Origin of the sequence: Deinococcus rhizophilus (assembly GCF_030271215.1) — a bacterium.
Taxonomy (GTDB): Bacteria; Deinococcota; Deinococci; order Deinococcales; family Deinococcaceae; genus Deinococcus; species Deinococcus rhizophilus.
The window spans coordinates 1-3895 of the sequence record NZ_JASNGB010000233.1; the positions used below are offsets into that span (position 1 = coordinate 1).

A 3895-nucleotide genomic window follows, 5' to 3' on the forward strand; every position below is an offset into this window, starting at 1 on the left:
TTCCTCGCGCCACCTCCGCGCCCGCGTGATCGCCTCGGCGGCCTTCAGGGCCACGCCCCTCAGGTCGCCTCCCACGTCCTGCACGAGCGCTCGCGCCCGCTCGCGGTCCGGGGCGGGCAGGGGCGCCTGCCGGGGCACGTCGGGCGGCCGGGGCACACTCCCGACGCTGAAACGAATCTCGGTGACCCGCTCCTCGCCCAGCACCTCGTTGAGCCGCCGCAGAAAGTGGTGCCGCTGGAGCGTGAGATGGTGCGCGGTGGTCGAGTCGCGCACCTCCACGAACAGGGTGCCCCCCTGCTGCGAGCGGGGCCGCGTCAGCCGCGCGATCTCCGGGCCCACCGCCTGCGGCCAGGCCAGGATCGCCCGCGCCTTTTGCACCCCCTTGGCGATGCGGGCGGTGCCCAGCGTCGCGCCCATCAGGTCGGACAGGCCACGCGGACCCCCCAGGCGGCGGGGATGGCGAGAGTGGCTCACGCCGTCACCTCCAGCGCCCCCACCGCCGCCCGTTCGCCCTCGGGCGTGAAGCGGCCCGCGTGCGCCCGCAGGGTCAGCGCCGAGCCGGGCACCCGCTCGGTTCCGGTCACGACGGCCTGCGGCACGCTGGCGGCGAGGTCCAGCAGGAAGAGGCGGCGGCCGGGGTCGAGTTCGGCCGAGAAGTCGTCGATCAGCAGCACCGGCTTTTCCCCGAAGCGCTCGGCCAGCAGTTCGAGTTCGGCGCGGCGCAGCGCGAGCGCCACCGTGCGGCCCTCGCCCCGGCTGGCGTACTCGCTCGCCGGAAAGTCGCCCAGCCGCAGCACGAGGTCGTCGCGGTGCGGCCCGGTCACGGTGGCTCCCCGCGCGAGTTCCTCGGCCCGCCTGCCCTTCAGGTCGGCCCCGTAGGTTTCCGGGGCGGTGGACTCCTGCAGGGTCAGGCCCAGCGGCTTGCGGCTGCCCAGCCCCGCGTTCGCCTCGGCGGCGAGTTCCGAGAGGCGGGTCAGCGCCCGGCGGCGAAACAGCATGATGTCGGTGCCCAGCCCTACCAGCGCCTCGTCCCAGACGTGCATCGCCCAGTCCTCGCCTGCGCGGAGGGCCGCGTTGCGCTGCGAAACCGTGCGCTCGTAGCGGGCGAGCTGCTGGCCGTAGCGGGCGCTCAGGCGCGAGAGCAGCGCGTCCAGGTACGCCCGCCGCCCCGCCGGGGGACCGAAGACGAGTTCGGAATCTTCCGGGCGAATCCACACCGCACTGCCGCGCGGCAGGTCCCCCGCCCTCACCCGCACCCCGTCCACCTTGAGCTGCCGCCGCCCGCGCCCCAGCCCCACCTCCTGAATGCTGAGGCTGCCGCCCTGCTGCACGTCGGCCCGCACGTAGGCTTCCTTCTCGCCCGACTGCACGAGCTGTTCGAGCCGCGTCACGTCCGTCAGCCCGGTCAGGGCGAGGTAGGCGGCCTCCAGCAGGTTGGTCTTGCCCGCCCCGTTCTCCCCGAACACGCCCGTGACCCCCGCCGGAAAGGTCAGGGTGTCCGGCGCGAGATTCCGGTAATTCAGGGTGGAGAGGGCCGAAAGCTGCATCCCCTCAGTCTAGCGGGGAGGGGAGAGAGGGGGCGGTGCCGTGGGCCGCAGTTGGGCGGGCGCGGGCGTAGCATCGGCCCCATGCCCCCCGCCCGCGATGACCTGCTGATCCTGGCCCCCCATCCGTCCGGGGCGCTGCCCGCCGACGTGCTGCGCGAGATGCTGGGGGCAGGCAGGTTCGACACCGCCCAGCGCGAGGCCCTGCTGCGCCGCGTCTTTCTGGAGGGGGACCCCCACACCGACCTGATCTTCGAGCTGCCCGGTGTCCGCTTCCTGCAGGCGCCCTGGAGCCGCTTCGCCGCCGACCTCAACCGTCACCGCGACGACGGGGCCGACAACGGCGTGATCAAGCTCACCGATTTTGCCCGCCAGCCCCTCTACCCGGCGGGCTTCGCCCTGTCCCCGCAGGCGCGGGAGGCCCGGCTGCGGCGCGTCTGGGACGCCTTCGACCATCAGGTGGAGGCCGAGATCGCGGGAGCGCGGCTGATGATCGTGGGGCACGCGATGGCCTCGCACGGCCCGGCGCTGGGGCCGGACACCGGAGCACCCCGCCCGGCGCTGACCATCATGCCGGGGACGGCCGCCAGCCCCACCATTGCCCCCGAGCTGTGGGAGGGGCTGCGCGAGGCGTGCGAGGCGGCCTTCGCCCCGGTCCTGACGGGCGACCTGACGCGGGTGGCGGTGGGTGACCCCTGGACCACCGATACGCTGAGCGCCCGCTGGACCGCGCGGACGGGCGTGCCCGCCTTCGGGCTGGAGGTCAACGTGGGGCTGTATTTCCCCGAATGGGGGGTGCCGGACGGAGCCGCGCTGCGGGAGTTGAACGCGGGGTTCGGGCGGTTCGCGGACGCGGCGCTGGCGCTGGTGCGGGAAGGCTGACGCCCCTCACGCCTCCCGCGTCGCCAGTCCCCGCACCGTGTCCACCAATTTGCGGGCGGCCTCGTGGTCGGGGGCACCCGCCAGCGCCTCCTCCAGCAGGGCCAGCCCCTCCCGCGCCTTGGCATCGGCGTGGGCCTGGGCGTGGGCGACGCTGCCGCTTTCCAGCAGCCAGCGGTGAATCCGGGCGATGGTGGCAGGGTCCTTGTCGGTGCGGGGGCGGGCCATCTGGTCGAGAAAGAGGGCCTTCTGCTCCTGCGGGGCCGTCTCCAGCCAGTGCAGCACGATCAGGGTGCGCTTGCCCTCCAGCAGGTCGCCGCCGATCTCCTTGCCATACTGCTGCGCGTCCCCCAGCAGGTTGAGCACGTCGTCGCGGATCTGGAAGGCCGCGCCGAGCTTCAGGCCGGCCGGGGTCAGGCGCTCGTCGGGGGGGTGCCCGGCAGCCAGAGCGCCCAGCCGCAGCGGGACGACCACGGTGTAGTGCGCGGTCTTGAGCCGCACCATCTCCAGGTAGTCGGCCCCCGTCAGCGCCCACTCGCCGCCCTCCACCCAGCTCAGGTCGAGGTGCTGGCCCTCGGCCGTGCGGTGAATCATGGTCAGGAACTCCTCCATGCCGCCCGGCACCCCGGCGCGGTGGACGGCCGCCCACATGTAGGCGTGCAGGGCGTCGCCCACGTTGATCGCCAGCGGCACCCCGTGCAGGCGGTGCAGGGCAGGCTGGCCCCGGCGTTCCTCCGAGTCGTCCTCGATGTCGTCGTGGATCAGCACCCAGTTCTGGAACAGTTCCAGGCCCGCCGCGAGCCACAGCGCTCCCTCCCACGCGGAGGTGCCGGGCCGCGCCCCGTGCGCCCGCGCCGAGGCCAGCAGCAGCGCCGAGCGGATGCCCTTGCCGCCGCGCAGGGGGTAGTCGCGCAGCATGGCGTGGAAGTGGGCCAGTTCCGGGCGGGCCGCTCCTCCCGGCTGTGGTGGGGGCAGCAGCGACAGCACGCGGGTCAGCAATTCGGGGTGCATCGGGGGGCAGCATAGCGGGGCGGGGGGGACTGGCCGCCTCCTCACCCGGTCCCTCTACACTGCCGCCATGACCTCCGCGCCCCTTCCTCCCCGCCGAGCAGCGGTCGCGGCGCTGCGGTGGATCGTGCCCGGCGTGGTCGTGCTGGCGCTGGGTGCCCTGGCGCTGACGCCGGACGCGCGGGCCTTTCTGGGCGAGGGCTGGGAGGCCCTGACCTCCAGCGACCCGGCGGTCACCCGCGCCTTCGTGGAGGACCTGGGCCCGGCCGGGCCGCTCGCGCTGCTGGCGGGGTTCGTGCTCCAAGCGGCGGTGCCCGTGCTGCCCGCCCTGGTGATGACGGCGGTGACGGCCCGCGCTTACGGTCCGGTCGAGGGCTTCCTGCTGGTGTACCTGGGCACGCTGCTGGGCGCTGCCGCCGGGTACGGCCTGGGCCGGGCGCTGGGCGACACGCTGGTGCGGGCGC

At 74.3% G+C, this 3895-nt stretch carries 4 protein-coding genes and 1 pseudogene; 2 read left to right on the forward strand and 3 right to left on the reverse strand.

All coding sequences use genetic code 11. The features are described 5' to 3' along the window. Positions 1 to 417 (reverse strand): DUF721 domain-containing protein (locus QOL99_RS15695; RefSeq protein ID WP_285525204.1); only part of this gene is annotated, 417 nt, incomplete at its 3' end. Positions 418 to 470: 53 nt separating this feature from the next. Further along, complete coding sequence (recF, locus tag QOL99_RS15700) at positions 471 to 1547, reverse strand: DNA replication/repair protein RecF (RefSeq protein ID WP_285525199.1); 1077 nt, start codon at positions 1545 to 1547, stop codon at positions 471 to 473. Positions 1548 to 1628: 81 nt separating this feature from the next. Between recF and QOL99_RS15705 the strand changes: the two genes are divergently transcribed. After that, entirely contained in the window at positions 1629 to 2426 is a 798-nt protein-coding gene (locus QOL99_RS15705) for an N-formylglutamate amidohydrolase (RefSeq protein ID WP_285525201.1), read from the forward strand. A gap of 6 nt (positions 2427 to 2432) precedes the next feature. Here the strand turns inward: QOL99_RS15705 and QOL99_RS15710 are convergent, their stop codons facing one another. Further along, a complete protein-coding gene (locus tag QOL99_RS15710; RefSeq protein WP_285525202.1) occupies positions 2433 to 3434 on the reverse strand; it encodes a polyprenyl synthetase family protein in 1002 nt (333 codons plus the stop codon). A gap of 67 nt (positions 3435 to 3501) precedes the next feature. Here QOL99_RS15710 and QOL99_RS15715 point away from each other — a divergent pair. Beyond that, positions 3502 to 3895, forward strand: a pseudogene (locus QOL99_RS15715) (TVP38/TMEM64 family protein); the annotation flags it as partial.